The sequence below is a fragment of the Streptomyces daliensis genome, from assembly GCF_054782395.1.
Window position 1 is genome coordinate 22,314 of sequence record NZ_BAAGSO010000130.1, and the last position, 25,898, is coordinate 48,211.

Here is a 25,898-nt window from a genome sequence, read left to right on the forward strand (position 1 = left end):
AACGTCAGCGTGACGACGCAACGACGCGACGACGGCCCTCCCCCGCGCACCCCTCCCCTCCGCACGCTAAGGGCGAATTTTCCATTCCGCTCGGACGTATCACGACATGAAGCACTCTTTGCCCTGTCTTTGCGGCCCTTCAAGGAAGCCCCGCCTCCCCGTACTGTGATCTCCCGGAGGGGCACCCCTCCCCCGCGCGGCCCGCCCGTCCCGCACCCCACGACGGCCCCGGGCCCCGCTCCTGACCGGCAGCGCCTCCCGAAGGCGCAGCGACCTCGAAGGCGAGGCACCCGTATGACCGACGCGCACCCGCTCGACCTCCCCGAAGGCGACCTCTTCGGACCGGACAACCTGCCGTACGGACTGTTCACCACGGCGGAGACACCCGAGCGGCACCGCATCGGCGTCCGGTACGGCGCCCACGTGCTCGACGCGGGCGCCGTGGCGGCGGCGCTCGGCTCGGAGCACACCGCGCTGCTCCAGGCCCCCGCGCTCAATCCGCTGATGGCGGCCGGACGGCCGGTCTGGGACGCCGTACGGGCCGAGCTGCGCGGCTGGTTCACGGACCGCGCCCACGCGGCGGTCGTCACCCCGCACCTGTGGTCGCTGTCCGCCGTGACCCTCCACCTCCCGTTCGCGGTGGCGGACTACGTGGACTTCTACGCGAGCGAGCACCACGCCACCAACGTCGGCAGGATCTTCCGCCCGGACGGCGACGCGCTGACGCCCAACTGGAAGCACCTGCCGATCGGTTACCACGGCCGCGCGGGCACCGTCGTCGTCTCCGGCACCCCGGTCGTGCGCCCGCAGGGGCAGCGCAAGCCGCGCGACGAGACCGTGCCCGCCTTCGGGCCCTCGCGGCGGCTGGACATCGAGGCGGAGGTCGGCTTCGTCGTCGGCACCCCGACCCAGCTCGGCACCTCCGTGCCGCTCTCCGCCTTCCGCGACCACGTCTTCGGGGTGACGCTCCTCAACGACTGGTCGGCGCGCGACATCCAGGCGTGGGAGTACGTGCCGCTGGGCCCGTTCCTCGGCAAGTCCTTCGCGACGTCCGTCTCACCATGGATCACCCCGCTCCCCGCGCTCGACGCGGCCCGCACCGCGCCCCCGGCCCGCGACGTGCCCCTGCTCCCCTACCTGGACGACGCGGGCGAGGCCGAGCCCGGCGGCCTCGACCTGCGGCTGACGGTCACGCTCAACGGCCACACCGTCGCCGAGCCGCCCTTCTCCGCCATGTACTGGACGGCCGCGCAGCAGCTCGCCCACATGACGGTCAACGGCGCCTCCCTGCGCACCGGCGACCTCTACGCCTCGGGCACGGTCAGCGGGCCCGAGCCGGGGCAGCGCGGCTCGCTGCTGGAGCTGACGTGGGGCGGGAGCGAACCGCTCGAACTGCCCGACGGGAAGCGGGCGTTCCTGGAGGACGGCGACGAGGTGGTCCTCAGCGCCTGGGCGCCGGGCCCCGGCGGCACCCGTATCGGCATGGGCGAGGTCCGTGGCACGGTCAGCCACTCGGCCTGACGCGGGAACGCCCCGCCCCCCGGGCTCCCAGGGCTCTCCGGGGAGGGGAGGCGGGGCGTGCGCTCACGCGAACTGGTCGTAGACAGCGCGCACATACTCGGCGCTGCGCTCGGAGCCGATGATCCCGGCGCCCATCTTGTTCATCACGTACGAGATGGTCAGCCGACGGTCCAGATCCATGATGATCACGGAGCCGCCCCAGCCGCCCCAGAAGCAGATCCGCCCGTCGGGCAGCCACGGGAGCGACTCCTGGCACGGCAGCCCGAAGCCGATGCCCCAGCGCAGCGGGATGCCGAGAACGAGATCGGTGCCTTCCGCCTGGACGTCGAAGACGAGGTCGATCGTCTTCCCGCCGAGCAGCCGCACCCCGTCGACCTCGCCGCCGCGCGCCAGCGCCGAAAGCATGCGGGCGACGGAGCGCGCGTTGCCGTGGCCGTTCACCGCGCCGAGGTCCGCGGCGCGCCACTCCGCCGTGTTGGCGGCCTCGGCGCTGCCCGCTGGCCCGGTCATGCTCTTGTAGGCGGGGCTCTGCGGGTCGATGGCGGAGAAGTCGATGTCCAGCGGGGGCGGCGGGACGACGTCCGCGATGCGGTGCGCGTCCCGCTCGGCGGCGCCGATCTGGAAGTCGGCGCCCAGCGGGCCCGCGATCTCCTCGGCGACGAACCGCTTCAGCGGGCGCCCGTCGACCCGGCGGACGACCTCGCCGATGAGGTGCCCGTAGTTCATGAGGTGGTAGCCCGACGCGCTGCCCGGCGTCCACCACGGGGCCTGCGCCGCCATGCGCGCGGCGGCGCCCCGCTCGTCGTAGAGGTCCTCGACCGAGGCGGGCTGCTCCAGGCCCGAGACGCCGGAGGTGTGCGAGAGCAGATGGCGGATCTCGACGTCCTGCTTGCCGTTGGCCGCGAACTCCGGCCAGTACGTGGCCACCGGCGCGTACACGTCCAGTTGGCCCCGGTCCACGAGCATGAGCGCGGCGAGCGCTGTGACGGTCTTCGTCGTGGACCACACGTTGACGAGGGTGTCCTCGTCCCAGGCGACGGTGCGGGCGGTGTCGCGGTGGCCGCCCCAGACGTCGACGACACGCTCGCCGTCGATGTCCACGACCAGCGAGGCCCCCAGCTCCTCACCGGATTCGAGGTTCTTCTCCAGTGCGGCGCGTACGGCCTCGAAGCGCGGCTCGGATATGCCCTGAAGGTGCGTCATGGTCGTTCGCTCTCCCTTTTCGCTTGTACGGGCACGGCTCTCACGCGAGCCGTGCCCGTACAACTCGCCCGCACCGCCAGCCTGTTCCGCGTCAGCCGGTGGTGAGGACCTTGTCCAGTTCGTCCCAGCGGGCGACCTCGCAGCCGTTGCCGCGGTCGTAGTCCGCGTCGACGCGGCGGCCCGACCAGGTGCCCTCGATGTGGGCCGTGGCGGGCCCGCCGTGGATCTGGGTGCACGGGGTGCCGTGTGAGGTGGGCGCGAAGGTGTCCTGGCCCCAGCGGGAGTTGCCGTCGAGCTGTTCGCAGGCGGCCCGCGCGTTCGGGTGGGTGCCGCCCGCGGGGTGGCAGTCGAGGGTGTACGTCCTGGCGTCGGCGGGGTCGCCGGTCTCCGAGACGGTGACGGTGAGGCTGTCCGAGGGCCGCTCGACGGGCGTCGGCAGCGGGAGAGGCGCGGCGGGCGCGGCTGTCGCCGGGGACAGCGCGGCGCTGGACGTGGCGGCTGCCGCGAGGACGACGACGGCAGTGGCGGCGAAACGGCGCATCAACATGGGTGAGGCTCCTGAGAGGGACGTTCCGGGACGGATGGCCGGGTGACGATGGACATGCCATGTCACCCTCGGCCCCACCAACGCGCGCCAGCGCTGGAGGTTGCGGCCTCACGCGCCGTACCCCTCGCACGGGTGGTGCCCGGCGCTCCTGTCCGAACGCCGGGCACCAGGCACCCGTGAAAAACCCCGGAACGCCGGGATCAGCCGCCGCTGGGCAGCAGCTTCTCCAGCTCCTTCGGGTCCTTGGGCAGCGTCTTGGGCGCGTCGGCCACCTTGCCGTACGTGTCGGTGTCGCCGCCGTTCCACGCCACCTTGAGGGACTTGGCCTCCAGCTTCTCGACGGTGCCGTTGGTGCGCTCCTCGCCGATGCCGCCGGGGCACTTGAGCGTCAGCGTCTGCTGGTCTCCGCCGCCGGTGGCCCGGCCCGTGCAGGTCTTGCCGTCGCGCAGCAGGGTGACGCCGTCACCGGCGATGGTGAGGACGAAGTCCTCGCCGTCCACCTTCATGGTCCACACGCCGGAGAGGGTCACGGGCGCGTCGTCCGCCGGTTCCTGGCTCCCCTGCCCCGCTGACGCCCCGGCCGACGGCTTCGCCTCGCTGCCACCGCCCCCGCTGCCGCCGTCGTCGCCGCCGCTCCCGCAGCCGCTCACCAGCAGCCCAACCGCCGCCACAGCGACCGCTGCCCCCGTCATCCGCGCTGATGTGCGCACGTGCGTTTCCCTCCGTCTGGTTCTCGTCCGGCTGACCGCCGGACCCTGATCGTCGCCAGGATCACGACAAGCTAGCAGGGCGCCCGTACGGGGGCACGGGGGGCCTTTCAGGCCGCGTGCGGGCGCAGCCGCGCGGCGCCGCGTCCCAGATGGACGGCCGCGGCCAGCGGGATCACCATGGCGATCAGGTGTGCGCCGAAGACCCCGGCGGAGGTGAGGCCGCTGGTGAAGGCGAACGGCGCGGCAGCCGCGGGGATCACCAGCAGGGGCGAGAGTGCGCAGACGGCGCCCAGGCGCTTGTCCCGCCGGGACCACGCCGTGGAGCGCCAGATCCTTACGACGGCGACGACGGCCAGGACGAGGCCGATGCCCAGGACCCAGAACGGGGCGGCCAGCACCATCATGACCAGGGTCAGCGTGGTGCGCGCGCGGCTCTCCGGCCGCAACGGGTCGACGCCGGGCTCTTCGGCGATCGCGGCGGCGGCGATCTCCCGAGGGGTGCCGAGCCGGTCCAGGGCCTGCTGGACCGTCGCGTCATCGGCGTCCTGCGGCAGCACGGACTCGATGTGTTCGCGCAGGTCAGCGACCAGCTCGCGGCGCCGTTCGTCGGACAGCACCGCCGCCTCCCGCTCGACCGAGGCCAGGTAGGCGCGGACCAGCGGGTGGGTCAGGGGCTCGCTCATGATTCAGCTCCAGGATCGAGGAATCGGTCGACAGCATCGCGGAAACCGGGCCAGTGCCCGGAGAACTCCTCCAGCGCCTGCCGGCCTTGGTCGGTCAGCTCGTAGTACCTGCGGGACGGCCCGCTGGCCGACTCCGTCAGGAACGTGTCCGCCAGGCCGCTTCTGCGCAGACGGGACAGCAGCGGATACAGCGTTCCCTGGCTGGTCGCCATGACCGGCGTGTCCGCGAGCGCGTCCAGTAGTTCCACCCCGTAGCGGGGCCTGTCACGCAGCAACGCCAGGACGCAGAACTCCAGCACGCCCTTGCGCAACTGGCTCACGCCGCGGACGTCCCTCGGGTTGCTTGCTTCACCAGCTACCATGCAATGCATACTAGGTGCCGTGTCAACCCGGCTCGGCCCACGCAGCGCCCGCCCTTGGACGCCACACCATGCACACACCCCCTCTGTGCACGGCTGTTAGGTTGACATGCACCCTGAACACACGGCCTCACCATGCGCCCCGGAACCGGCGGCGCGCGGAAGCGGCGACATCAGCGGAGACAATCGAGGGGATCACGAACGTGCGCACTTCGACCCGGACGCTCGCCGTCGCGGCGGCGGTCGCGGCCGGACTGGCTCTCACCGGATGCGGTGGCGGCAGCGACGGCGGCAACGGCGACGACAAGGCCGAAGCGAAGCCCAGCCAGGAGGCGCAGCCCTCGCAGCAGCCCGCGGGCGAGCCCGGCGAGCTGGACGGCATCTGGGGCACCAGCACCGAGGACGCGGCGACGGGCGGTGAGCAGGAGGTGCTCACCATGTCGCAGGGCAAGGCCGTCCTCGTCGTGGGGAAGACCATGTGCGAGGGCGCCGTGGACAGCGCGGCGCAGCCGGTGACCGCCACCTTCAAGTGCCCCGACGGGAACAAGGACTACGCGAAGGGCACGCTCGTCGCCTCCGGCAAGAAGCTCACCGTCACCTGGGCGTCCGGCGCCAAGTCGGCCATGACCAAGAAGGCGGGCGCCTCCCAGTTGCCGACGCAGATGCCCAGCGGGATGCCAACCGAGGCACCGAGCGACATGCCGTCCGAGGCGCCCACCGAGGCGCCGAGCGCGGCGCCCGGCAACTGACCCGACGACTGAGTCCCGCACGCGAGCGTGCCGCGCCCCGCACCCCTTCACGGGGCGGGACGCGGCACGTCGCATGCGCGCAGGAGAGCCTGCCGGTTACCGGACGAACACCCCGGCCTGACCCGCCAGATCCAGGAAGTACTGCGGCGCCACACCCAGCACCACGGTGACGGCGACCCCCACCGTGATGGCGGCCGTCGTCATGATGCTGGGGACCGCGACCGAGGGCCCGTCGGCCTGCGGTTCGCTGAAGAACATCAGCACGATGACGCGGATGTAGAAGAACGCCGCGATGGCCGACGAGACGACGCCCACGACCACCAGCGCCCCGGCCCCGCCCTCGGCCGCCGCCTTGAAGACGGCGAACTTGCCGGCGAAGCCCGACGTCAGCGGGATCCCGGCGAAGGCCAGCAGGAAGACGGCGAACACGGCGGCCAGCAGTGGCGAACGCCGCCCGAGTCCCGCCCACTTCGACAGGTGTGTCGCCTCGCCCCCCGCGTCCCGCACCAGCGTGACCACGGCGAACGCGCCCAGCGTCACGAAGGAGTACCCCGCCAGGTAGAACAGCACCGAGGAGACGCCGTCCTCCGAGGTGGCGATGACGCCCGCGAGGAGGAAGCCCGCGTGCGCGATGGAGGAGTAGGCGAGCAGCCGCTTGATGTCGGTCTGGGTGATGGCGACGATCGCGCCCGCCAGCATGGTGAGGATCGCGACCCCCCACATCACGGGCCGCCAGTCCCAGCGCAGCCCCGGCAGCACCACGTACAGCAGCCGCAGCAGCGCCCCGAACGCGGCGACCTTCGTGGCGGCGGCCATGAAGCCGGTGACCGGGGTCGGCGCGCCCTGGTACACGTCGGGCGTCCACATGTGGAAGGGCACGGCGCCGACCTTGAACAGCAGCCCCATGATCACCATCGCGCCGCCGATGAGCAGCAGCGCGTCGTTGCCCGTGGAGTCGGCCAGCGCCGCGTTGGTGGTCTGCTCGGCGTTGGCGACGACGCGGGCGATGCCCGAGTAGCCGACGGTGCCCGCGTAGCCGTAGAGCAGGGCCGTGCCGAAGAGCAGGAAAGCCGAGGAGAAGGCGCCCAGCAGGAAGTACTTGACCGCCGCCTCCTGGCTGAGCAGCCTGCGGCGCCTGGCCACGGCGCACAGCAGGTACAGCGGCAGCGAGAAGACCTCAAGGGCGATGAACAGCGTCAGCAGGTCGTTCGCCGCCGGGAAGATCAGCATGCCGCCGACCGCGAAGAGCAGCAGCGGGAAGACCTCGGTGGTCGTCCAGCCCGCCTTCGTGGCCTCCCGCTCGCCCTCGCCGCCGGGTACGGCCGCGGGCTGCGCCGCGAAGGAGTCGACCCGGTTCCCCGATCCGTGGGAGACCGGCTCCAGCTTGCGCTCGGCGAAGACGAACACCGAGACGAGCGCGACCAGCAGGATCGTGCCCTGGAGGAAGAGCGCAGGGCCGTCCACCGCGATGGCGCCCATGCCCGCGATCTGCGCCTTGCTGGTGCCGTGCCCGCTGACGGCGAGCCCGACGACGGCCGCGAAGGACGCGGCGAGCGCCAGCGAGGAGAGCAGCACCTGGGAGCCGTAGCGGACCTTACGGGGCGCGAACGCCTCGATGAGGATGCCGATGACGGCGGCGGTCAGGACGATCAGCGTCGGCGAGAGCTGTCCGTACTCGATCGTCGGGGCCTGGAGCTGTTCCGCTCCGAGTGTCCACAGGCTGGGGACGGCTTCGGCCGCTCCCGCCGTTACCACCGCGCTCACTCGTGGTCACCTCCGCCGTGGGGCTCCGGCTTGTAGTCGAACCAGCCCTTGTCGGCGACTGGATGTTCTGGCTTCGGGTGCGTGTCGGGCACGTCCTTGCGGACGTCGGACAGGGTGTGCTCGACCGCCGGGTTGACGATCTCGGTGAGCGGCTTCGGGAAGACGCCCAGGAAGATCAGCAGGGCGATCAGCGGGGTGATGACGGCCAGCTCCCGCGCCCGCAGGTCCGGGATGCGCTCGATCTCGGGCTTCTCGACGGGCCCCGTCATCGTCCGCTGGTACAGCAGCAGCACGTACAGCGCGGCCAGGACGATGCCCGCCGTGGCCACGATGCCAGCGGCCGGGTAGCGGCTGAACGTGCCGACCAGGACGAGGAACTCGCTGATGAACGGGGCGAGGCCCGGCAGCGACAGCGTCGCGAGCCCGCCGATCAGGAAGGTCCCGGCGAGGACCGGGGCCACCTTCTGGACCCCGCCGTAGTCCGCGATGAGGCGCGAGCCGCGACGGGAGATCAGGAAGCCAGCGACGAGCATCAGCGCGGCGGTCGAGATCCCGTGGAAGACCATGTAGAGCGTCGCGCCGCCCTGGCCCTGGCTGGTCATCGCGAAGACGCCCAGGATGATGAAGCCGAAGTGGGAGATGGACGCGTAGGCCACCAGGCGCTTGATGTCGCGCTGTCCGACGGCCAGCAGCGCCCCGTACAGGATGCTCACCAGCGCCAGCACGATCACCACGGGCGTCGCCCAGGCGCTGGCCCCCGGGAAGAGGCCGAGGCAGAAGCGGAGCATCGCGAAGGTGCCGACCTTGTCGACGACCGCCGTGATCAGCACCGCGACCGGGGCCGTGGCCTCCCCCATGGCGTTGGGCAGCCAGGTGTGCAGCGGCCACAGCGGCGCCTTGATCGCGAAGGCGAGGAAGAAGCCGAGGAAGAGCAGCCGCTCCGTGTTGGTGGCCATGCTCAGCTCGCCGGAGGCGCGGGCCTCGACGATCCGCTGGAGCGAGAAGGTGCCCTCGCCCAGCTGGTCGGCGGTGACGGCGTAGAGACCGACGACCGCGGCGAGCATGATCAGGCCGCCCGCGAGGTTGTAGAGCAGGAACTTCACGGCCGCGTACGAGCGCTGCTTGGCACCCTCGTCCTCACCGGCCGCGTGGGCGCGGTCCCCGAAGCCGCCGATGAGGAAGTACATCGGGATGAGCATGGCTTCGAAGAAGATGTAGAAGAGGAACACGTCGGTCGAGGCGAAGGAGATGATCACCATCGCCTCGACGGCCAGGATCAGCGCGAAGAAGCCCTGGGTGGGCCGCCAGCGGCTGCTCGTCCTCTCTCCTTCGGCGGGATCGGCGTCGTGCCAGCCCGCCGCGATGATGAACGGGATCAGCAGCGCCGTCAGCCCGATCATCGCGGCGCCGATGCCGTCGACGCCCACCTCGTACCGCACCCCGAAGTCCGCGATCCAGGCGCGGGACTCGGTGAGCTGGTAGCGGGCGCCGCCCGGGTCGAACCGTACGAGCACCACGGCCGCGAGGACGAGCGTGGCCAGCGAGACCAGCAGGGCCAGCCACTTGGCTGCCGTGCGCTTCGCGGCGGGCACGGCCGCTGTGGCGACCGCGCCGAGCGCGGGCAGCACGGCCGTGGCCGTCAGCAGGGGAAATGACATAACTCAGACCGCCCTCATCAGCAGGGTCGCGGCGACCAGGACCGCCACGCCGCCGAACATCGAGACCGCGTAAGAGCGGACGAAACCGTTCTGGAGCCGCCGCAGCCGCCCGGAGAGGCCGCCGAAGGTCGCGGCCGTGCCGTTGACGACACCGTCGACCAGCGAGTGGTCGAGGTAGACGAGGCTGCGGGTGAGGTGCTGGCCGCCCTGGACGAGGACGACGTGGTTGAAGTCGTCCTGGAGCAGGTCGCGCCGGGCCGCGCGGGTGAGCAGTCCGCCGCGCGGGGCGACGGCCGGTACGGCCTTGCGCCCGTACTGGAGCCAGGCGGCGCCGACGCCGATGAGCAGCGCGACGACGGTCGCGGAGGTCACGGCGGCGGCCGAGAGCGGCGAGTGGCCGTGCTCGAACTGCGTGACCGGCTCCAGCCAGTGGACGAGCGACTCGTTGAACTTGAACAGCCCGCCGGCGAAGACCGAGCCGAAGGCCAGCACGATCATGGGGACCGTCATGGACTTCGGGGACTCGTGGGGGTGCGGTTCGTTGCCCTGCGCGTCGGGCTGCCAGCGCTTCTCGCCGAAGAACGTCATCACCATCACGCGCGTCATGTAGTACGCGGTGATCGCGGCGCCCAGCAGGGTGACCGCGCCCAGGATCCAGCCCTGGGTGCCGCCCTTGGCGAAGGCGGCCTCGATGATCTGGTCCTTGGAGAAGAAGCCCGACAGACCGGGGAAGCCGATGATCGCGAGGTAGCCGAGGCCGAACGTCACGAAGGTGACCGGCATGTACTTCCGCAGCCCGCCATAGCGGCGCATGTCCACCTCGTCGTTCATCCCGTGCATCACGGAACCGGCGCCGAGGAAGAGCCCGGCCTTGAAGAAGCCGTGCGTGACCAGGTGCATGATGGCGAAGGCGTAGCCGATGGGGCCAAGACCTGCCGCCAGGATCATGTAGCCGATCTGCGACATCGTCGAGCCCGCGAGGGCCTTCTTGATGTCGTCCTTGGCGCAACCGACGATCGCACCGAACAGCAGCGTGACCGCGCCGACGACGACCACGACGGTCTGCGCGTCCGGCGCCTCGTTGAAGATCGCCCCGGAGCGGGTGATGAGGTAGACGCCCGCGGTGACCATCGTCGCGGCGTGGATCAGCGCGGAGACCGGCGTCGGGCCCTCCATCGCGTCCCCCAGCCAGGACTGGAGCGGCACCTGGGCCGACTTGCCGCACGCGGCGAGCAGCAGCATCAGCCCGATCCCCGTGAGCGTGCCCTCGGACGCCTCGGTCGCGGTGCTGAGCACCGGCGCGAAGGCGAACGAGCCGAAGGTGGTGAACATCAGGAAGATGGCGATGGCCAGGCCCGCGTCGCCGACGCGGTTGACGAGGAACGCCTTCTTCGCCGCCGTCGCCGCGCTGGGCTTGTGCTGCCAGAAGCCGATGAGCAGGTACGAGGCGAGGCCCACGCCCTCCCAGCCGACGTACAGCAGCAGGTAGTTGTCGGCCAGCACCAGCAGCAGCATCGCCGCGAGGAAGAGGTTGAGATAGCCGAAGAAGCGGCGGCACCGCTCGTCGTGCTCCATGTAGCCGATCGAGTAGATGTGGATCAGCGTGCCCACACCGGTGATCAGCAGCACGAAGGTCATCGAGAGCTGGTCGAGCTGGAAGGCGACGTCGGCCTGGAAGCTGTCGACGGGCACCCAGCTGAACAGGTGCTGGTGCAGTGCGCGTTCGTCCGGGTTCTTGCCGAGCATGTCGGCGAAGAGCACCGCGCCGATCACGAAGGACGCGGCGGCGAGCAGGCAGCCCAGCCAGTGCCCCGCCTTGTCGAGCCGTTTCCCGCCGCACAGCAGGATCGCGGCTCCGAGCAGCGGGGCGCCGACGAGCAGTCCGATCAATGACTCCACTGGTTCGTACCCCTTACAGCTTCATCAGGCTGGCGTCGTCGACCGAGGCCGAGTGACGGGAGCGGTACAGCATCACGATGATCGCGAGCCCGACGACGACCTCCGCCGCGGCGACGACCATGACGAAGAACGCCATGATCTGACCGTCGAGGTTGCCGTGCATGCGGGAGAAGGCGACCAGCGTGAGGTTGGCCGCGTTCAGCATCAGCTCCACGCACATGAACACCACGATGGCGTTCCGCCGGATGAGCACTCCGGCGGCGCCGATGGTGAACAGCAGGGCGGCCAGGTAGACGTAGTTGACGGGGTTCACCTGCGGGCCTCCTCTTCCTCGCGGGCCTCGCGGGCCTTACGGGCCTCGTTGATCAGGTCCTCGTCGCGCCGTGCCCGCTCCTCGCGCAGCGTCTCCTCAGGCACGCCCCGCTCCTGCCCGTGGTACTCGGCGGTGCGCTGCTCCAGCGCGGCGAGTTCGCGCAGCGACTCGGCGCTGACCTCGCGGATCTGGCCGCGCTGGCGCAGGGTCGCGCTGACGGTCAGGTCCGACGGGGTGCCGTCGGGGAGCAGTCCGGGGCGGTCCACCGCGTTGTGCCGTGCGTAGACGCCGGGCGCCGGGAGCGGCGGGAGCTGCACTCCGCCGCGCACCCGCTCCTCGGCCTGCTCGCGCTGCGACTTGGTCTTCTCGACGCGCTCGCGGTGCGTGAGCAGGGTGGCGCCGACGGCCGCGACGGTGAGCAGCGCGCCGACGACCTCGAAGGCCACCACGTACTTGGTGAACAGCAGGGAGGCCAGCGCCGGTACGTTGCCGCCCGCGTTCGCCTCCTTGAGCCCCATGAAGGAGCCCAGCGACGCCTGCCCGATCCCGGCGACGAGCAGGATGCCGAGCCCGAGCCCGCATCCTGCGGCCAGCCAGCGCTGGCCCTTGAGCGTCTCCTTGAGGGAGTCGGCTGCGCTGACGCCGACGAGCATCAGCACGAACAGGAACAGCATCATGACCGCGCCGGTGTAGACGACGATCTGGACGATGCCCAGGAAGTAGGCGCCGTTGGCGAGGTAGAACAGCGCCAGGATGATCATGGTTCCGGCGAGGCAGAGCGCCGCGTGCACGGCGCGCGGCATCAGCACCGTGCCCAGCGCGCCCAGCAGGGCGATGGTCCCCAGCACCCAGAACTGGAACGCCTCGCCCGAGGAGGTGACGGAGTCGGCGGCGAGGTGGAGCGTGGTCATCGGGACTCCCCCTTCGCGCCCTCGGAGCCTTCGCCTGCGCCGGTGCCGTTACCGGCTGCGGCGCTGTGGGCGAACCCGGCCGCCGCTCCGGTGCCGACGCCGCCGATGTCGTCCACGCCGCCCGCCGCCGCCGTGCCGCCCGCCTCTCCGGCGCCCTCGGCGACCGGCGAGGCGGCCGGTTCGCCGGGCCCGAAGGTCCCGGCGGACTCCTGCGGGTCGCCGCTGTCGGTCACGGTCTGCGGCACGGTGCCAGGGGCCGCCTCGGTGACCAGCCCGTTGTAGTAGTCCTTCTCCGTCATGCCGGGGAAGATCGCGTGCGGGCTGTCGACCATGCCCTCCCGCAGCCCCGCGAGCAGCTCGTCCTTGGTGTAGATGAGCGACTCGCGGGAGGAGTCGGCGAGTTCGTACTCGTTCGTCATGGTCAGCGCCCGCGTCGGGCACGCCTCGACGCACAGGCCGCACAGGATGCAGCGCAGATAGTTGATCTGGTAGACGCGGCCGTAGCGCTCGCCCGGGGAGTAGCGCTCCTCCTCGGTGTTGTCCGCGCCCTCCACATAGATCGCGTCGGCCGGACAGGCCCAGGCGCACAGCTCGCAGCCCACGCACTTCTCCAGCCCGTCCGGGTGCCGGTTGAGCTGGTGGCGGCCGTGGAAGCGGGGCGCCGTCGGCTTCTTGTACTCGGGGTACTGCTCGGTCAGCCGCTTCTTGAACATGCCCTTGAAGGTCACGCCGAAGCCGGCCACGGGGTTGTCAGGCACCGTCGTCTCCTTGTCCGTGGGGGGTCCCCTCAGCGCTGTCCCTGCTCTCACCGGGGGACCCACCGGGGGACCCGGCCGTACCGACGAGGGAGCGTTCACCCGGTTCCCCGCGCGGGCGCCTGCGGGGCACCGGCGGGAGGGTCTGTCCTGGCAGCGGGGGCACGGGATAGCCGCCCGCCATGGGGTCGAAGACCTCGGAAGCGGCCTTCTCCTTCTCGGCCTCCTCCTCCCGCTCCTCCTCGCGTCCCCGGAAGATGTCGACGACGAAGGAGATCAGCAGGAGCGCGACGGCGGCGCCGCCGACCCAGTAGACGATGTCGCTGAACCCGTAGCCCTCGTTCCGCATCGCCCGCACGGTGGCGACGAGCATCAGCCACACCAGCGAGATGGGGATGAGGACCTTCCAGCCCAGCTTCATGAACTGGTCGTAGCGCACGCGCGGGAGGGTGCCGCGCAGCCAGACGAAGAAGAACAGCATCACGTTGAGCTTGAGGAAGAACCACAGCATCGGCCACCAGCCGTGGTTGGCGCCCTCCCACCAGGTGGAGAGCGGCGCCGGTGCCCGCCAGCCGCCCAGGAAGAGGGTGACCGCGAGCGCGGAGACGGTGACCATGTGGATGTACTCGGCGAGCATGAACATCGCGAACTTGATCGAGCTGTACTCGGTCTGGAAGCCCGCCACGAGGTCGCCCTCGGACTCCGGCATGTCGAAGGGCGCGCGGTGCGCCTCGCCGACCATGGCCACCATGTAGATGAGGAACGAGACGGGCAGCAGACACGCGAACCAGGTGTCCGCCTGCGCGCCCACGATCGTCGAGGTGGACATCGATCCTGAGTGCAGGAAGACCGCGGCGAAGCTGAGGCCCATCGCGATCTCGTAGCTGATGATCTGCGCCGTCGCGCGGACGCCGCCCAGCAGCGGATACGTCGACCCGGACGACCAGCCCGCCAGCACCACGCCGTAGGCGGCGATGGAGGAGGTGGCGAGGATGTAGAGGATCGCCACCGGCAGGTCGGTGAGCTGGAGCGCCGTACGGGTGCCGAAGATCGACACCTCGTTGCCCGCGGGCCCGAAGGGGATCACGGCGATGGCCATGAACGCGGGGATGGCGCCGATGATGGGGGCCAGGATGTAGACGGCCTTGTCGGAGCCCTTGACGACGACGTCTTCCTTGAGCATCAGCTTGATGCCGTCGGCGAGGGACTGGAGCATGCCCCAGGGCCCGTGCCTGTTGGGTCCGACGCGCAACTGCATCCAGCCGACGACCTTGCGCTCCATGACGATGGAGATCAGGACCGTCACCATCAGGAACGCGAAGCAGAAGACCGCCTTGAGCGCGACCAGCCAGAACGGGTCCGTGCCGAACATCGACAGGTCTTCCTCGGCGAGGAGGGTCATGCCGCTCATCACGCCGTCACCTCCTGGTCCTCGCCCGCGTCAGCGGTGTGCGCTTCGGCGGCACCGGCCGTGATCCTGACGAGCGCCCCCGGCACCGCGCCGAGGTCCCGGTTGACGCCGCCGCCCACCGAGTTGAGCGGCAGCCACACCACCCGGTCGGGCATGTCCGTGACGCTCAGCGGCAGCCGCACGGCCCCGGACGGGCCCGCCACCGTCAGCAGCTCGCCGTCGGCGACCCCCGCCTCGGCCGCCGTGGCCGGGGAGAGCCGGGCGAGGGCCGCGTGCCGGGTACCGGCCAGCGCCTCGTCGCCCTCCTGGAGCCGTCCCTGGTCGAGCAGCAGCCGGTGCCCCGCGAGCACCGCCTCGCCAGGACCCGGCTGCGGCAGCCCCTGGGCCGTCGCCGCGGGGGCCGGTGCCTTGCTGCCCGACCAGCCGCCGAGCCGCTCGATCTCGCCGCGCGCCGTGCGCAGGTCGGGCAGGCCGAGGTGCACGTCGAGTGCGTCGGCCAGCATGTGCAGCACGCGCGCGTCGGTCTGCACATGCCGCCTGGTCATCTGGTCGGGCTTGAGCGCTGCCTCGAACGGGCGGCCCCTGCCCTCCCAGTTGAGGAACGTCCCGGACTTCTCCGCGACGGCCGAGACGGGCAGCACCACGTCGGCGCGGTCCGTCACCTCGCCGGGCCGCAGCTCCAGGCTGACGAGGAAGCCGACCGCGTCCAGCGCCGCGAGGGCGCGGGCCGGGTCGGGCAGGTCGGCCGGTTCGACGCCGCCGACGACCAGCGCCGCCAGCTCCCCCGTCGCCGCCGCCTCGATGATCTGGCCCGTGTCGCGCCCGTAGCGGCCCGGGAGTTCGGCGACGCCCCAGGCGCGGGCGACCTCGTCGCGGGCGCGCGGGTCGGTGGCCGGACGGCCGCCGGGCAGCAGCGTGGGCATGGCGCCCGCCTCGACGGCGCCGCGCTCGCCCGCGCGGCGCGGGATCCACACGAGCCGCGCGCCCGTGGCGGTGGCGGCCCGTACGGCGGCGGTCAGCCCGCCGGGCACGGCGGCCAGCCGCTCGCCGACGACGATCACCGAACCCTCGCCGCGCAGCGCCTCGGCGGCGACCTGTCCCCCGGCGTCCAGCCCTACGCCGCCCGCGAGCGCGTCGAGCCACTCGGTCTCGGTGCCGGGCGCTGCGGGAAGCAGGGTGCCCCCGGCCTTGACCAGGCCGCGGGTGGCGTGGCTGGCCAGCGAGAAGGTGCGCTGGCCGTGCTTGCGCATGGCCTTGCGCAGCCGGAGGAAGACGCCGGGCGCCTCCTCCTCGGACTCGAAGCCGACCAGCAGCACGGCGGGCGCCTTCTCAAGACCCGCGTAGGTGACCCCGGTGCCGTCCAGGTCCCTGCCGCGGCCCGCCACCTGGGAGGCGAGGAAGTCGGCCTCCTCCGTGGAGTGGACGCGGGCGCGGAAGTCGATGTCGTTGGTGCCGAGCGCGACGCGCGCGAACTTGGCGTACGCGTAGGAGTCCTCGACGGTGAGCCGTCCGCCCGTCAGCACCCCCGCCCTGCCGCGCGCGCCCGCGAGCCCCCTGGCAGCGGCTTCCAGCGCCTCGGGCCAGCTCGCCGGGGCGAGCACGCCGTCGTCGCCGCGCACGAGGGGGGTGGCGAGGCGGTCGGGGCGCTGCGCGTAGCGGAAGCCGAAGCGGCCCTTGTCGCAGATCCACTCCTCGTTGACCTCGGGGTCGTCTGCCGCGAGGCGGCGCATGACCTTGCCGCGCCTGTGGTCCGTGCGCGTGGCGCAGCCGCCCGCGCAGTGCTCGCACACCGAAGGCGAGGAGACGAGGTCGAAGGGGCGGGAGCGGAAGCGGTAGGCGGCCGAGGTCAGCGCGCCGACCGGGCAGATCTGGATGGTGTTCCCGGAGAAGTACGACTCGAAGGGGTCACCCTCCCCCGTGCCGACCTGCTGGAGTGCGCCGCGCTCCAGCAGCTCGATCATCGGGTCGCCCGCGATCTGGTTGCTGAACCGGGTGCAGCGCGCGCACAGCACGCACCGTTCGCGGTCCAGCAGCACCTGTGCGGAGACGGGCACCGGCTTCTCGAAGGTGCGTTTCTTCCCCTCGAACCTGGAGTCCGCCGAACCCGTGGACATCGCCTGGTTCTGGAGGGGGCACTCGCCGCCCTTGTCGCAGACGGGGCAGTCCAGCGGGTGGTTGATGAGCAGCAGCTCCATCACCCCGCGCTGGGCCTTCTCCGCCGCTGGCGAGGAGAGCTGTGTCTTGACGACCATGCCGTCGGTGCACTGGATGGTGCAGGACGCCATCGGCTTGCGCTGCCCCTCCACCTCGACGATGCACTGGCGGCAGGCGCCGGCCGGGTCGAGGAGGGGGTGGTCGCAGAAGCGGGGGATCTCGATGCCGAGCAGTTCGGCGGCCCGGATGACCAGCGTGCCCTTGGGCACGCTCACCTCCGCGCCGTCGATCGTCAGCGAGACGAGGTCCTCCGGCGGGATCGCCGCCTCCCCTCCTCCGGAGGGGGATGACGTGGTGACGGTCATGCGGGCACCTCCGTGTGGTGGTTCGCCGTGTCTGCCCACGCGGTGGATTTCGCGGGGTCGAAGGGGCAGCCGCCCTCCGAGATGTGCTGCTCGTACTCGTCGCGGAAGTATGTGAGCGACGAGAAGATCGGCGACGCGGCACCGTCGCCCAGCGCGCAGAAGGACTTGCCGTTGATGTTGTCGGCGATGTCGTCGATCTTGTCGATGTCGGCGAAGGACGCCTTGCCCGCCTCGATGTCGCGCAGCAACTGGACGAGCCAGTAGGTGCCCTCGCGGCAGGGCGTGCACTTGCCGCAGGACTCGTGCGCGTAGAACTCGGTCCAGCGGGTGACCGCGCGCACGACGCAGGTGGTCTCGTCGAAGCACTGGAGCGCCTTGGTGCCGAGCATGGATCCGGCGGCGCCGACGCCCTCGTAGTCCAGCGGCACGTCCAGGTGCTCCTCGGTGAGCATCGGGGTGGAGGAGCCGCCGGGCGTCCAGAACTTGAGGCGGTGGCCAGGGCGCATGCCGCCGCTCATCTCCAGGAGCTGGCGCAGCGTGATGCCGAGCGGCGCCTCGTACTGTCCTGGGTTGGCGACGTGGCCGCTGAGCGAGTAGAGCGTGAAGCCGGGCGACTTCTCGCTGCCCATGGAGCGGAACCACTCCTTGCCCTTGTGCATCAGGGCGGGAACCGAGGCGATCGACTCGACGTTGTTCACGACAGTGGGGCAGGCGTACAGGCCCGCCACCGCCGGGAAGGGTGGCCGCAGCCGAGGCTGTCCGCGCCGTCCTTCGAGCGAGTCGAGCAGCGCCGTCTCCTCACCGCAGATGTAGGCGCCGGCCCCGGCGTGGACGGTCAGCTCCAGCGGCTTGCCGGGGCCGAGCGCGTCGGGCCCGAGGTAGCCCGCCTCGTACGCCTCGCGGACGGCCGCGTGCAGCCGCCGCAGTACGGGGACGACTTCGCCGCGCAGATAGATGAACGCGTGCGAGGAGCGGATCGCGTGACAGGCGATCACGATGCCCTCGATCAGCGAGTGCGGGTTGGCGAAGAGGAGGGGGATGTCCTTGCAGGTGCCGGGCTCGGACTCGTCCGCGTTGACGACGAGATAGTGCGGCTTGCCGTCCCCCTGCGGGATGAACTGCCACTTCATGCCCGTCGGGAAGCCCGCGCCGCCGCGTCCGCGCAGTCCCGCGTCCTTGACGTAGGCGATCACGTCGTCGGGCGGCATGGCGAGGGCCTTGCGCAGCCCCTCGTAGCCGTCGTGGCGGCGGTAGGTCTCCAGCGTCCAGGGCTCGGGCGCGTCCCAGAAGGCGGAGAGGACGGGTGAGAGCAGCTTCTCCGGTGATTCCGTCGTCATCACTGGTCCTCCTCAGCCGTGGCCGGGTCCGGTGCGTCCGGCGACGACGCGGCGGTCTTCTGCGGTGCGTCGTGCGAGCTGGGGTGGGACGCGGGGGCCTCGCCGGGGTAGCGGGCGCCCTCGTCGGAGGGCTGCTCGCCGGGCGGGGCCGCCTCGCCGCGCGGGCTGACGACCCTCCCGTGCGGTGCCTCGCCGCGCGCCAGCCGCAGCCCGGCGAGGGAGGGTGCGCCCGCGCCGCCGGTGGCCTCGACGGCGCCGTCGCGCGGGTCGGGGAAGCCCGCGAGGATGCGCGCCGTCTCCTTGAACGTGCACATGGGGGCGCCCCTGGTGGGGGCCACCTCGCGGTCCGCGCGCAGGTCGTCCACGAGGCGCTTGGCGCTCTGCGGGGTCTGGTTGTCGAAGAACTCCCAGTTGACCATCACCACGGGCGCGAAGTCGCAGGCCGCGTTGCACTCGATGTGTTCGAGGGTGACCTTGCCGTCCTCGGTGGTCTCGCCGTTGCCGACGCCGAGGTGTTCCTTCAGCTCGTCGAAGATGGCGTCGCCGCCCATCACCGCGCACAGCGTGTTGGTGCAGACGCCGACCTGGTAGTCGCCGGAGGGCTTGCGCCGGTACATGGTGTAGAAGGTGGCGACGGCGTTGACCTCGGCCGTCGTGAGTCCGAGCATCTCGGCGCAGAACCGCTGCCCGGTGCGGGTGACGTGCCCCTCCTCCGCCTGCACGAGGTGCAGCAGGGGCAGCAGGGCCGAGCGGCTGTCGGGGTAGCGGCCGATGATCTCCTTCGCGTCGCCCTCCAGCCGTGCCCGGACGTCGTTCGGGTAGTCGGGCGCGGGCATCTGGGGCGTGCCCAGTTCCACGCGCTGCGCGGTCGGCGCGGGGGGTGTCCCCTCGGCGGGTGCGGTGGTCATCGGTCGACGCCTCCCATCACGGGGTCGATGGACGCGACGGCGACGATGACGTCGGCGACCTGGCCGCCCTCGCACATCGCCGCCATGGATTCGAGGTTGGTGAAGGAGGGGTCGCGGAAGTGCACGCGGTACGGGCGGGTGCCGCCGTCGCTGACCGCGTGGACGCCGAGTTCGCCCTTGGGGGACTCGACCGCCGCGTACGCCTGTCCCGGCGGGACCCGGAAGCCCTCGGTCACCAGCTTGAAGTGGTGGATCAGGGCCTCCATCGAGGTGCCCATGATGTTCTTGATGTGGTCCAGGGAGTTGCCGAGACCGTCCGGGCCGAGCGCGAGCTGCGCGGGCCAGGCGATCTTCTTGTCCCCGACCATGACCGGTCCTGGCTCCAGCCTCTCCATGCACTGCTCGATGATCCGCAGCGACTGGCGCATCTCCTCCAGGCGCAGCAGGAAGCGCCCGTAGGAGTCGCAGGTGTCGACGGTGGGGACCTCGAAGTCGTAGTTCTCGTAGCCGCAGTAGGGCTGCGCCTTGCGCAGGTCGTGCGGGAGCCCTGCCGAGCGGAGGATGGGCCCGGTGGCGCCGAGGGCCATGCATCCGGCGAGGTCGAGATAGCCGATGTCCTGGAGGCGCGCCTTGAAGACGGGGCTGCCGGTGCAGAGCTTGTCGTACTCCGGCAGGTTCTTCTTCATCTTCTTCAGGAACTCGCGCAGCGCGTCCATCGTCCCGGAGGGCAGGTCCTGGGCGAGGCCGCCGGGGCGGATGAACGCGTGGTTCATGCGCAGCCCGGTGATCAGCTCGAAGAGGTCCAGGACGAGTTCGCGGTCACGGAAGCCGAAGATCATGACCGTGGTGGCGCCCAGTTCCATGCCGCCGGTGGCGATGGCCACCAGGTGCGAGGAGAGCCGGTTCAGCTCCATCAGCAGGACGCGGATGACGTTGGCCCGGTCGGGCACGTCGTCCTCGATGCCGAGGAGCTTCTCGACGGCCATGCAGTAAGCGGCCTCGTTGAAGAACGGCGTGAGGTAGTCCATGCGCGTGACGAAGGTGGTGCCCTGCGTCCAGGTCCGGAATTCGAGGTTCTTCTCGATGCCGGTGTGCAGATAGCCGATGCCGCAGCGGGCCTCGGTGACCGTCTCGCCGTCGATCTCCAGGATGAGCCGGAGCACGCCGTGCGTGGACGGGTGCTGCGGGCCCATGTTGACGATGATGCGCTCGTCGTCGCTCTTGGCAGCGGCGGCGGCGATCTCGTCCCAGTCGCCGCCGGTGACGTCGTAGACGGTGCCCTCGGTGGTCTCGCGGATGCCCGCGGGCGCGTGCTGCGTGGTGGGGGTGCTCATCAGGTGTACGACCTCCGCTGGTCCGGAGCGGGAATCTGGGCGCCCTTGTACTCGACGGGGATGCCGCCGAGCGGGTAGTCCTTGCGCTGCGGGTGGCCCTGCCAGTCGTCGGGCATCATGATCCGCGTCAGCGCGGGGTGCCCGTCGAAGACGAGGCCGAAGAAGTCGTACGTCTCGCGCTCGTGCCAGTCGTTCGTCGGATAGACGTCGACGATCGAGGGGACGTGCGGGTCGCTGTCGGGGGCGCTGACCTCCAGCCTGACCACCCTGTTGTGGGTGATCGAGCGCAGGTGGTAGACGGCCCGCAGCTCGCGGCCCTTGTCGTCGGGGAAGTGGACGCCGCTGACGCCGGTGCACATCTCGAAGCGCAGCGCCGGGTCGTCGCGGAGCGTCCTGGCCACCTGGGGCAGGTGCTCGCGGGCGATGTGGAAGGTGATCTCGCGGCGGTCGACGACGGTCTTCTCGATGGCGTTCCCGGGCACGAGGCCCTGCTCCTCCAGCGCGCCCTCGAGTTCGTCGGCGATCTCGTCGAACTCGCCGTAGCCGTCGCGTCCGCGCGGCCCGCCGTACGGGCGTCCGCTGGCGCCGGGCAGCCGCACGGTGCGTACGAGGCCGCCGTAGCCGGAGGTGTCGGCGCCGTTTCGGGCGCCGAACATGCCGCGCCGTACGCCGATGACCTCGCCCGCCTCGTCGCGGGGGGCGGGGACGGAGCCGTTCGGCGCCTCCCCCTCCGGGTGCTGGTTGTCGTCGCTCATCGCAGCAGCCCCTTCATCTCGATGGTGGGGAGCGCGTTGCGCGCCGCTTCCTCCGCCTCGCGGGCCGCCTGCTCGCGGTTGACGCCGAGCTTCTCGCCCTGGACGTGCTGGTGGAGCTTGAGGATCGCGTCCATCAGCATCTCGGGGCGCGGCGGGCAGCCGGGCAGATAGATGTCGACGGGAACGATGTGGTCGACGCCCTGCACGATCGCGTAGTTGTTGAACATCCCGCCGGAGGAGGCGCACACGCCCATGGAGATGACCCACTTGGGGTTGGGCATCTGGTCGTAGACCTGACGCAGCACCGGGGCCATCTTCTGGCTGACCCGGCCTGCCACGATCATGAGGTCGGCCTGGCGGGGTGAACCGCGGAAGACCTCCATGCCGAAGCGGGCCAGGTCGTAGCGCCCGGCGCCCGTTGTCATCATCTCGATGGCGCAGCAGGCGAGTCCGAAGGTCGCCGGGAACATCGACGACTTACGCACCCACCCGGCGGCCTGCTCGACTGTGGTCAGCAGAAAGCCGCTCGGCAGTTTCTCTTCGAGTCCCATTACTTATGCCCCTAGTCCCATTCCAGGCCGCCGCGCCGCCAGTCGTAGGCGTAGGCGACACCGATGAGGGCGACGAAGACCAGCATTTCGACCAGGCCGAACATCCCGAGGGAGTCGAAGTGCACGGCCCAGGGGTAGAGAAAGATGATTTCGATGTCGAAGACGATGAAGAGCATCGCCGTGAGGTAGTACTTCACCGGGAACCGGCCGCCGCCCTCGGGCTGCGGCGTCGGCTCGATACCGCACTCGTAGGCTTCGAGCTTCGCGCGGTTGTACCGCTTGGGGCCGACGACTGAGGCCGTGACCACGGAGAAGATCGCGAAGGCCGCTCCGAGCGCTCCCAGTACCAGGATTGGCGTGTAGGCGTTCACCGCTCACCGCTCCTTCCAGTCGACCCCTGCTAGTCGACGCTGACTGCCGGCTGACTGCTGGGCCCGTGGCCCGCCCCATGAAGATCGCTCCTATGTGAGGCAGTTCACAAGCCCTCGCGGGAGGCATCTTATGCCTGGGGGTCTGTGATCTGCGACACGGGGTACGTCAACGACTTTGTGATCTCCACCACCTGACGGAGGATCATCAGGTCAGATGCCTGTTGATCTTCGTACGCGAAGCTCACGAGTGATCACCGGAGGTGACGGGCGACCGGCCGACGGGCCTCTTGCGGCGGCGCTCCTCTATCAAGCAGATCCACGCAAAGGCAAATTCGCGCTGGACAACGTCAACTGCTAGCTGCCGGATACCCTCACGGGTCATGGACGAGATCACCTTGACCGCCCTCGTACTGCTGTGCGTCGCCGCGGCGGCAGCGGGCTGGATCGACGCGGTGGTCGGGGGCGGCGGTCTCATCCTGCTTCCGGCCATGCTCATCGGCTTCCCGCACGTCCCACCCGTCTACGTACTCGGCACCAACAAGGCGGTCGCCGTCGCGGGCACCTCGATGGCCGCCGTGACCTACGCACGCAAGGCACCGCTCGACGCACGGCTGGCCCTACGGCTCGGCGGGCTGGCCATGGTGTCGGCGGGAGGGGGTGCGCTGTTTGCATCCGCGGTCGACAAAGAGGTCCTCAACCCACTGATCATGACGGTGCTCCTCGCGGTCGCCGCGTTCGTCGCGTTCCGCCCCCGGTTCGGCACGACCCCGGGGCACGGACCCGTCACGGGGAAGAGGGTGGCGGCGGCGCTGGCCGTGGCGGGCGGGGTCATCGCGTTCTACGACGGGCTCATAGGGCCGGGTACCGGGACGTTTCTGGTGATAGCGCTCGTGGCGCTCCTCCATATGGACATGGTGACGGCGTCGGCCACGGCGAAGGTCGTGAACGTCGGCACAAACCTGGGCGCCCTCGCCGTATTCACCTCACACGGCACCGTCCTGTGGACCGTCGCCCCCTTTCTCGCCCTCGCGAACCTCGGCGGCGGATGGGTCGGGGCGCATATGGCGCTCAAGAACGGGAATGGGTTCGTCCGGATCGTTCTGCTGACCGTCGTGACGGCACTGGTCGCGAAGCTGGGCTACGACCAATGGGGCGGATAAGACCCCCAACATCCGATGTGCTCCGGGACTTGAGCCTCGTCCCGTGACCTATGCCACGCGTTTTCGCGGCAGCCGCTGCCATCTTTGCGCCCGAGACCTCACCGTGATATGCCAAAAGATCAATTCAGGCATTGCGGACAACTGCGTGGTCACGGGCCCGTAGTTGGGCATTGAAGGGGGCTCTGAAAACGACTTGTGAAGATCAATAAGGGGCCAACTCGCCGTGTACGCGACGACTGTGGCGCATCGCACCTTTATTGAACGGAACCTCGCGCCCCTGCTACCCATTCCCTCATGTCCCCGAAAGCTCAGATACCCAGCCACCGGAAGCCCCGCTCCAGCAAGATGAATGTGGCGCTGCGTGCGGGTGTGACTGGCGGCGTCATGGGCACCATCGCGCTGACCACGGCGGCCTCCCCCGCCCTCGCGTCCGCCGACAAGAACGCGCCTGCCGAGACGGTCGAGATGCCGACCCTCTCCAGCGACCTGTCCAGCTCCGCCACCCAGGCCGCCGACTCGCTTGAGATGAGCGCCCTGCACTACGAGCTCCAGGAGGCTCAGCAGACGGCCGCCGAGAAGGCGCGCGAGCAGGCCAAGGAGACCAAGGAGAAGGCCGAGGCGAAGGCCAGGGCCGAGGCCAAGCGCAAGGCGGAGGAGGCCCGCAAGAAGGCCGCCGAGGCCAAGGAGCGCGCCTCCCGCTCCGCCGAGCGCACCTCGCTCGCCTCCGCTTCCGGGTCCACCTCGACCGCGCCCGTCGGCAGCGGCAATGTCGCCACCCTGATCGGCTTCCTCAAGGCCCAGGTCGGCAAGGCGTACGTCTCCGGCGCCACCGGGCCCTCCGCCTACGACTGCTCCGGGCTGACGTCGGCCGCGTTCAAGCAGATCGGCGTGGACCTCCCGCGCGTCTCCCAGGACCAGTCCACGACCGGCACCGAGGTCGGCCTCGGCAACCTCCAGCAGGGCGACATCCTCTACTGGGGCGGCAAGGGCAGCGCCTACCACGTGGGCGTCTACGTCGGCGGCGGCAAGTTCATCGGCGCCCAGAACTCCTCGACGGGCGTCGTCGAGCGCGACCTGAGCTACGACCAGCCGAGCGGCGCGGTCCGCGTTCTCTGACGCGCCCTGCGGCGTCACGCGCATCCCCGCACACCGGCACCGGTGCCGGCACCGGTACCCCGGTGACATACCGGCCTGAACACGGACGAAGGGCCCCCTCCCGCGCGAGGCGAGGGGGCCCTTCGCCGTGCCTCCTCCGCAGGGCCCCGCGCGAGCGGCGGGGGTGGAGGCGCGGGTCCGGCGCGCTCCCGTGCGCTCTGTCGGCAGGCCCCGGCCAGAACTACCGTCGAAAACCGCTCAGGAACCGGCACAGGCCAGAGAGAAGGGCGGGCCATGGCAGCAGGCGGTGACGAGAACGACCGGCAGACCGGCGACGGCGAGGTCGGCGGACCGTATTCCCGTGCGGACGACCCCGGCAATCCGATGCCGGAAGACGACGGCACCACCGACCCCGACGCCGAGGACCGATGATGGCGCCCGCGCAGGACGTGCGGGAGGAATGCGTGCGGGAGATGGACGCCAAGCGCGGCTTCGGCACCACGTGGCTGCGAGAGGCGTTCCTCGCCGTGCCCCGCGAGCACTTCGTACCCGACCGAGTGTGGTGGCCCGATCCCGGCCCGGACGGCCGCTGCCCCCTCCTCGACCGTACGCGCAAGCCCCGGGCCTGGCTCAAGGCCGTCTACCTGCCCGGAGTTCCGCTGATCACGCAGATCGACGACGGTGCCGTACCCCCAGACGGCCCGGCCTCCGGCGCCTGGACCTCCAGCATCTCCTCACCCGGGGTCGTGATCGAGATGCTGCGGCACCTCGCCCTCGGTCCCGGCGACCGCGTGCTGGAGATCGGCACCGGCACCGGCTACAACACGGCGCTCCTCGCCCACCGCACCGGCACCGGCCGTCTCACCTCGATCGAGATCGATCCCGAGGTCGCCGACCGGGCCCGCACGGCCCTGCACGGCCTCGGCCTCCACCCGCGCCTGCGCTGCGGCGACGGTGAGGACGGCCACACCGGCGACGCACCGTACGACCGGGTCCTGGCCACCGCCTCCGTACGACGCGTCCCCTACGCCTGGATCCAGCAGTTGCGCCCGGGCGGTGTCCTGCTGCTCCCCCTCGACTCCCCTTTCGGACACGACCTTCTGGTGCGCCTGACCGCGGACGGCGAAGGCCGCGCCCAGGGGCGGCCCGTCGCCCGCGTCGAGTTCATGCGCACCCGCGGCCAGCGCGGCGGGAGTGCTTCCTACACGGAGCTGGGCTGGCCCGAAGGGCTCGATCCCGAGCAGTGGGAGGACCTGCGCATCGAGGTCGGCGTCGACGGTCAGTGCGTCACGGTCGCGGACCGCACCGCCGGGGCAGCGGCCGTGCCCGCGCCGCCGGGCCCTTGAGGTGTCCCGGCCAGGGCGAGGGCTCCGGCGCCGTGCGTG

General features: G+C 70.8%; 24 protein-coding genes and 1 pseudogene. 6 read left to right on the forward strand and 19 right to left on the reverse strand.

Going from position 1 to position 25,898, the window contains the following annotated elements; translation table 11 throughout:
- The first annotated feature begins 294 nt into the window (after window positions 1-294).
- Window positions 295-1,521, forward strand: a complete 1,227-nt coding sequence (gene fahA, locus ACYVOO_RS37045; protein ID WP_461020132.1) for a fumarylacetoacetase — start codon at window positions 295-297, stop codon at window positions 1,519-1,521.
- Between the two features lie 63 nt (window positions 1,522-1,584).
- On the opposite strand, the gene ACYVOO_RS37050 is transcribed toward fahA, so the two are convergent.
- The 5 genes from ACYVOO_RS37050 to ACYVOO_RS37070 form a co-directional block, all read right to left on the reverse strand.
- A complete protein-coding gene (locus ACYVOO_RS37050) occupies window positions 1,585-2,724 on the reverse strand; it encodes a serine hydrolase domain-containing protein (RefSeq protein WP_461020133.1) in 1,140 nt (379 codons plus the stop codon).
- 91 nt (window positions 2,725-2,815) lie between these two features.
- Complete coding sequence (locus ACYVOO_RS37055) at window positions 2,816-3,271, reverse strand: SSI family serine proteinase inhibitor (protein ID WP_461020134.1); 456 nt, start codon at window positions 3,269-3,271, stop codon at window positions 2,816-2,818.
- Window positions 3,272-3,471: 200 nt separating this feature from the next.
- The gene (locus ACYVOO_RS37060; RefSeq protein ID WP_461020135.1) at window positions 3,472-3,981 is read right to left on the reverse strand and encodes a hypothetical protein; all 510 of its coding nucleotides are present in this window, start codon (window positions 3,979-3,981) and stop codon (window positions 3,472-3,474) included.
- Window positions 3,982-4,088: 107 nt separating this feature from the next.
- A complete protein-coding gene (locus ACYVOO_RS37065) occupies window positions 4,089-4,664 on the reverse strand; it encodes an HAAS signaling domain-containing protein (RefSeq protein ID WP_461020136.1) in 576 nt (191 codons plus the stop codon).
- Entirely contained in the window at window positions 4,661-5,026 is a 366-nt protein-coding gene (locus tag ACYVOO_RS37070) for a PadR family transcriptional regulator (protein ID WP_461020137.1), read from the reverse strand. Before ACYVOO_RS37070 ends, ACYVOO_RS37065 begins: the two co-directional genes overlap by 4 nt.
- A 200-nt stretch (window positions 5,027-5,226) precedes the next feature.
- Here ACYVOO_RS37070 and ACYVOO_RS37075 point away from each other — a divergent pair, with 200 nt between their 5' ends.
- Window positions 5,227-5,772, forward strand: coding sequence for a hypothetical protein (locus tag ACYVOO_RS37075; protein WP_461020138.1), 546 nt, complete (start codon window positions 5,227-5,229; stop codon window positions 5,770-5,772).
- Between the two features lie 96 nt (window positions 5,773-5,868).
- Here the strand turns inward: ACYVOO_RS37075 and nuoN are convergent, their stop codons facing one another.
- The 14 genes and pseudogenes from nuoN to ACYVOO_RS37145 form a co-directional block, all read right to left on the reverse strand.
- Entirely contained in the window at window positions 5,869-7,527 is a 1,659-nt protein-coding gene (gene nuoN, locus ACYVOO_RS37080) for an NADH-quinone oxidoreductase subunit NuoN (RefSeq protein WP_461020173.1), read from the reverse strand.
- Between the two features lie 5 nt (window positions 7,528-7,532).
- Window positions 7,533-9,194 carry an NADH-quinone oxidoreductase subunit M gene (locus ACYVOO_RS37085; RefSeq protein WP_461020139.1) on the reverse strand — a complete coding sequence of 554 codons (1,662 nt, stop codon included), beginning with the start codon at window positions 9,192-9,194 and terminating at the stop codon, window positions 7,533-7,535.
- Between the two features lie 3 nt (window positions 9,195-9,197).
- Window positions 9,198-11,093 (reverse strand): NADH-quinone oxidoreductase subunit L, encoded by a 1,896-nt coding sequence (gene nuoL, locus ACYVOO_RS37090; protein ID WP_461020140.1) that lies wholly within the window; start codon window positions 11,091-11,093, stop codon window positions 9,198-9,200.
- A 13-nt stretch (window positions 11,094-11,106) separates the two neighbouring features.
- On the reverse strand, window positions 11,107-11,406 hold the full coding sequence (gene nuoK / locus ACYVOO_RS37095; protein WP_453346862.1) for an NADH-quinone oxidoreductase subunit NuoK: 300 nt from the start codon (window positions 11,404-11,406) through the stop codon (window positions 11,107-11,109).
- Window positions 11,403-12,317: an NADH-quinone oxidoreductase subunit J gene (locus tag ACYVOO_RS37100; RefSeq protein WP_461020141.1), complete on the reverse strand. Its 915-nt coding sequence runs from the start codon at window positions 12,315-12,317 to the stop codon at window positions 11,403-11,405. Before ACYVOO_RS37100 ends, nuoK begins: the two co-directional genes overlap by 4 nt.
- 155 nt (window positions 12,318-12,472) lie before the next feature.
- Window positions 12,473-13,030: pseudogene (nuoI, locus tag ACYVOO_RS37105) on the reverse strand (NADH-quinone oxidoreductase subunit NuoI); the annotation flags it as partial.
- A gap of 37 nt (window positions 13,031-13,067) precedes the next feature.
- Window positions 13,068-14,474, reverse strand: a complete 1,407-nt coding sequence (nuoH, locus tag ACYVOO_RS37110; protein ID WP_461020174.1) for an NADH-quinone oxidoreductase subunit NuoH — start codon at window positions 14,472-14,474, stop codon at window positions 13,068-13,070.
- 8 nt (window positions 14,475-14,482) lie between these two features.
- Complete coding sequence (locus ACYVOO_RS37115; protein ID WP_461020142.1) at window positions 14,483-17,002, reverse strand: NADH-quinone oxidoreductase subunit G; 2,520 nt, start codon at window positions 17,000-17,002, stop codon at window positions 14,483-14,485.
- Window positions 16,999-18,339 (reverse strand): NADH-quinone oxidoreductase subunit NuoF, encoded by a 1,341-nt coding sequence (gene nuoF, locus ACYVOO_RS37120; RefSeq protein ID WP_461020143.1) that lies wholly within the window; start codon window positions 18,337-18,339, stop codon window positions 16,999-17,001. Before nuoF ends, ACYVOO_RS37115 begins: the two co-directional genes overlap by 4 nt.
- A complete protein-coding gene (nuoE, locus tag ACYVOO_RS37125; RefSeq protein WP_461020144.1) occupies window positions 18,339-19,247 on the reverse strand; it encodes an NADH-quinone oxidoreductase subunit NuoE in 909 nt (302 codons plus the stop codon). The genes nuoF and nuoE overlap by 1 nt, the downstream gene beginning before the upstream one ends.
- Complete coding sequence (locus ACYVOO_RS37130) at window positions 19,244-20,581, reverse strand: NADH-quinone oxidoreductase subunit D (RefSeq protein ID WP_461020145.1); 1,338 nt, start codon at window positions 20,579-20,581, stop codon at window positions 19,244-19,246. The genes nuoE and ACYVOO_RS37130 overlap by 4 nt, the downstream gene beginning before the upstream one ends.
- Entirely contained in the window at window positions 20,581-21,336 is a 756-nt protein-coding gene (locus ACYVOO_RS37135) for an NADH-quinone oxidoreductase subunit C (RefSeq protein WP_461020146.1), read from the reverse strand. The genes ACYVOO_RS37130 and ACYVOO_RS37135 overlap by 1 nt, the downstream gene beginning before the upstream one ends.
- Window positions 21,333-21,887 (reverse strand): NuoB/complex I 20 kDa subunit family protein, encoded by a 555-nt coding sequence (locus ACYVOO_RS37140; RefSeq protein ID WP_453346870.1) that lies wholly within the window; start codon window positions 21,885-21,887, stop codon window positions 21,333-21,335. Before ACYVOO_RS37140 ends, ACYVOO_RS37135 begins: the two co-directional genes overlap by 4 nt.
- An 11-nt stretch (window positions 21,888-21,898) precedes the next feature.
- Entirely contained in the window at window positions 21,899-22,258 is a 360-nt protein-coding gene (locus tag ACYVOO_RS37145) for an NADH-quinone oxidoreductase subunit A (RefSeq protein ID WP_461020147.1), read from the reverse strand.
- A 380-nt stretch (window positions 22,259-22,638) separates the two neighbouring features.
- On the opposite strand from ACYVOO_RS37145, the gene ACYVOO_RS37150 reads away from it, so the two are divergent.
- The 4 genes from ACYVOO_RS37150 to ACYVOO_RS37165 all read left to right on the forward strand — a co-directional run bounded on the left by ACYVOO_RS37150 (window position 22,639) and on the right by ACYVOO_RS37165 (window position 25,859).
- A complete protein-coding gene (locus ACYVOO_RS37150) occupies window positions 22,639-23,418 on the forward strand; it encodes a sulfite exporter TauE/SafE family protein (protein WP_461020148.1) in 780 nt (259 codons plus the stop codon).
- A gap of 294 nt (window positions 23,419-23,712) precedes the next feature.
- Entirely contained in the window at window positions 23,713-24,534 is an 822-nt protein-coding gene (locus tag ACYVOO_RS37155) for a C40 family peptidase (RefSeq protein ID WP_461020149.1), read from the forward strand.
- 273 nt (window positions 24,535-24,807) lie between these two features.
- Window positions 24,808-24,945, forward strand: coding sequence for a hypothetical protein (locus ACYVOO_RS37160; protein ID WP_461020150.1), 138 nt, complete (start codon window positions 24,808-24,810; stop codon window positions 24,943-24,945).
- On the forward strand, window positions 24,945-25,859 hold the full coding sequence (locus tag ACYVOO_RS37165) for a methyltransferase domain-containing protein (RefSeq protein ID WP_461020151.1): 915 nt from the start codon (window positions 24,945-24,947) through the stop codon (window positions 25,857-25,859). Before ACYVOO_RS37160 ends, ACYVOO_RS37165 begins: the two co-directional genes overlap by 1 nt.
- Window positions 25,860-25,898 lie beyond the last annotated feature (39 nt).